Origin of the sequence: Microbacterium sp. (genome assembly GCF_047607465.1) — a bacterium.
GTDB lineage: Bacteria > Actinomycetota > Actinomycetes > Actinomycetales > Microbacteriaceae > Microbacterium.
In genome coordinates this window covers 1-3,770 of record NZ_JASGCY010000053.1, presented here as the reverse complement: position 1 = coordinate 3,770, position 3,770 = coordinate 1, and the positions used below count along the sequence as shown (strand labels likewise).

Annotated in this window: 2 protein-coding genes; both read right to left on the bottom strand. The window is 66.8% G+C overall.

Annotated features, from left to right (window positions below; translation table 11 throughout):
- Positions 1–83: 83 nt before the first annotated feature.
- Positions 84–2,639, bottom strand: coding sequence for a DEAD/DEAH box helicase (locus tag QM568_RS06905; protein ID WP_415137167.1), 2,556 nt, complete (start codon positions 2,637–2,639; stop codon positions 84–86).
- Positions 2,640–3,339: 700 nt separating this feature from the next.
- A complete protein-coding gene (locus QM568_RS06900) occupies positions 3,340–3,591 on the bottom strand; it encodes a WXG100 family type VII secretion target (protein WP_415137169.1) in 252 nt (83 codons plus the stop codon).
- Positions 3,592–3,770 lie beyond the last annotated feature (179 nt).

Genomic DNA, 3,770 nt, shown 5'->3' with positions numbered 1-3,770 from the left:
GTCGCCGGGCAGATGGGGCGTCGGCCGCGAAACCGGGGCGGGAGTGGGGGCGGGGCGGGCGCGGGCGGGCGGGGGCGGGGGCGCTACAGGCGGTCGAGACCGGTCACGGTGACCACGGCGGTGCCCTCCTCATCGGATGCCGCAAGATCGACGGTCGCGGAGATCCCCCAGTCGTGGTCGCCAGCGGGGTCATCGATGATCTGGCGCACGGTCCACTCGGCCGCGCCCTCGGTGATCAGCAGGAGCCGTGAGCTTCGGGCGTCCGCGCCGGTGAGGATCTCGTCGTGCTCCGCGAAGTACGCGTCGAGCGCGGCATCCCATCCCGTAGCTCCCAAGCCGGGATCGAGTTCCGCGAGCGCATCGACGTCCTCCCGGGCGGCCAGCTGCACACGGCGGAACAGCTCGTTTCGCACCAGGATGCGGAATGCGCGCACGTTCGAGGTCAGGCGCTTCGGCGCGGGCGGGACGACCGGCTCCTCGGCATCCGACGACGAGCGCGACACCGGAGGCGATTCCTCAGAGAGCGAGGCGAGACGAAGGGTCTCCCACTCGTCGAGCAGGCTCGAATCGACCTGGCGGACGAGCTCGCCGAGCCACTCGATGAGATCGCGCAGGTCGTCGTCCTTGAGCTCCTCGGGGATCGTCTGCGAGGCGGCGCGATAGGCATCCGACAGGTAGCGCAGCACGACGCCCTCGGAGCGGGCGATCTTGTAGTACGCGACATATTCCCCGAACGACATGGCTCGCTCGTACATGTCGCGCACGACCGATTTCGGATGCAGCTCGAAGTCGCGGATCCACGGCTGCGCGGCGCCGAACGTCTCGAAGGCGGCGCTCAGCAGCTCGTCGAGCGGCTTCGGGTAGGTGATCTGCTCCAGCAGCTCCATGCGCTCGTCGTACTCGATGCCCTCCTGCTTCATCGCGGCCACCGCCTCGCCCCGGGCGAGGAACTCCTGCTGGCTCAGCACAGCGCGCGGGTCGTCGAGGGTCGCCTCGACGATCGAGATCATGTCGAGCGCGTACTGACCTGTTCCCGAGGTCGCGGCGGGATCGGGGTCGAGCAGCTCGAAGGCGGCGAGGGCGAACGGCGACAGCGGCTGGTTCAGAGCGAAGTTCGGTTGCAGGTCGACGGTCAGGCGGATGCTGGGAACCGATTCTGTCGAGCCGCCAGCGATCCGCTCCACCACGCCCGATTCGAGCAGTGTGCGGTAGATCGCGAGTGCCCTGAGGGCGAGCTCGCGCTGCCTCTTTCGCGGCTCGTGGTTGTCATATACCAATCGGCGCATATTGGCGAAGATGTCACCGCCGCGGGCGATCACGTTGAGCATCATCGCGCTCGTGATCTGCATGTGCGAGGTCAGCGTCTCGGGCTGGGCGTCGATGAGCTTTCGGAACGACGGCTCGCCCCACGACACGAACCCGTCCGGCGCCTTCTTGCGGATGATCTTGCGCTTCTTCTTCGGGTCATCTCCTGCCTTGCGGACCGCGGCGGCGTTCTCGGTCTCGTGCTCGGGGGCCTGCGCCACCACGGTGCCCGCAGTGTCGAAGCCGGCCCGACCCGCGCGACCTGCGATCTGATGGAACTCGCGGGCGTTCAGCTGCCGCATGCGGGTGCCGTCGAATTTCGTGAGAGCGGTGAGCAGCACGGTGCGGATGGGCACATTGATGCCGACGCCCAGGGTGTCGGTGCCGCAGATCACCCGCAGCAAGCCTCGCTGAGCGAGCTGTTCGACGAGTCGCCGGTACTTCGGCAGCATCCCGGCGTGGTGCACGCCGATGCCCGCACGAAGGAACCGCGACAGCGTTTTGCCGAATGCGGTGGTGAAGCGGAACCCGCCGATCAGCCCCGCGATCTCGTCGCGCTGCTCGCGGGTCGCGATCTTCGTGCTCGACAGCGCCTGCGCCCGCTCCATCGCCGCGGCCTGCGAGAAGTGCACGATGTAGATCGGCGCCTGCCCGGTGTTCAGCAGATCCTCGATCGTCTCGTGGATCGGCGTCAGCTCATAGAAGTAGTGCAGGGGCACAGGGCGCGAGACGCCCGTGACGGATGCCGTCTCCCGCCCGGTGCGCCGGGTGAGGTCGGCGGCGAGCTCGGTGACGTCTCCCAGGGTCGCCGACATCAGGACGAACTGCGCCTGCGGGAGCTCGAGCAGCGGCACCTGCCACGCCCAGCCGCGATCGGGGTCGGCATAGAAGTGGAACTCGTCCATGACGACCTGGCCGAGCTCGGCATCCGTCCCCTGACGCAGCGCGACATTGGCGAGGATCTCAGCCGTGCAGCAGATGATGGGGGCGTCGGCGTTGACCGAGGAGTCACCAGTGATCATGCCGACGTTCGTCGCGCCGAAGACGTCGACGAGCGCGAAGAACTTCTCGCTCACCAGCGCTTTGATCGGCGCGGTGTAGTACGAACGACGACCCGAGGCCATGGCCGCGAAGTGCGCGCCGACCGCGACGAGCGATTTGCCCGTGCCGGTCGGCGTCGACAGGATCAGGTTGTTGCCTGAGACGATCTCGATCACGGCCTCATCCTGCGCGGGATAGAGGCGGATGCCGGTCGACTCCGCCCATTCGACGAACGCCAGGTACACGGCATCCGCATCGGCGCCGTCGGGGAGCGTCGCGGGATCGAGGAGCATCCCTAGATCATGTCATTCGGATGCCGCCGCTCCCGCTGTGAAACCAGATTCCGCGCGCCTCGGGAGGGAAACTCTCGTTCGGGAGGAGGTTTGAGCCTGCGATCTCCTCCCGAACGTGCGGCGCAGCCGCTCGGCGAACTCAGCTCCAGCCGAGCTGGCTCCGTACAAATGCCGGTGATGCAGGGCAGCTGTCATCGTCGATCGTTGAAAGGGGCTCGTGATGCAGCAGTGCTCCGGCGCTTCCCAATTGCCGTTGCAGTGTCGCGTACGCCTTACTCATGAGGGGGCCGCTGTCATTCGTCCTGTCTCCTGCTCGGAGCATGGAGGGGTGCGCGAAGAACACAAGCTCGGTTCCGGCATCCGTTGTCCTTGCGCATGCAATCGAGAGCGCTAACGCGACCCGAGGCCAGAAGAAAGGGATCAAGTTCATGGGGAAGTCGCCGTACTCGGAGACGGGTAGCGCCAGGCGCGAAGCGGGCCTGCCGATCGTCAGTGCCTGCGCCGCCCATGGTGCGGCGGCCGCGGTGAGCTGCGGCTGTCGTGCGGTCGTGTCGAGCGCGAAGCGAGCACCGCGGAGAGCATTGATCGCCTCACGCAGCGCGACGGATGGATCCAGGCGCACGAGCAGTCTGGCTCCGCGAATCCCTCTGCGATCCGTGCCAGGGCCTATGCGGGCGCTTCTGCCTCTGCCCGTGTGCACTCAGATGCTCCAGGCGCGAGCGACGGCGTCGTCGACGTCTCGGTACGCATTCGCGGCCTGACGGACGGCGGACGACAGCTCGGCGGCCGCAGCCGTCATCTCCCCGAGATCGCTCTGCCAGTCGGCCTGCGTGCGTCCCCACGCCTCGGACGCTGCACCAGTCCACAGGGACAGAAGGTTCGCAGTGGCACGGTCGAGCTCATTTCGGTGCCGGTCGACCGGGGACTGTACGGTTTTCGGTGTAACTCCGATTCAGGAGTGACATATGAGTACGCAAGCAGTTTCGACCGTCGAGGCGGCGGTCCCCTGCGTGTCAGGGTTGGGTGAGTCCACCGGTTCGTAGCAAGTCCGCCCGCAGGGCGAGTTGAAGGATTACCTGTTTCGATGAGTTTGAGTTCCTCGGTCGCGCTGGTCGCGATGGATGATGGAGT

Coding starts and splice junctions, on each gene's coding strand:
- QM568_RS06905 (WP_415137167.1), bottom strand. CDS start 2,639: ATGCTCCTCGATCCCGCGACGCTCCCCGACGGCGCCGATGCGGATGCC.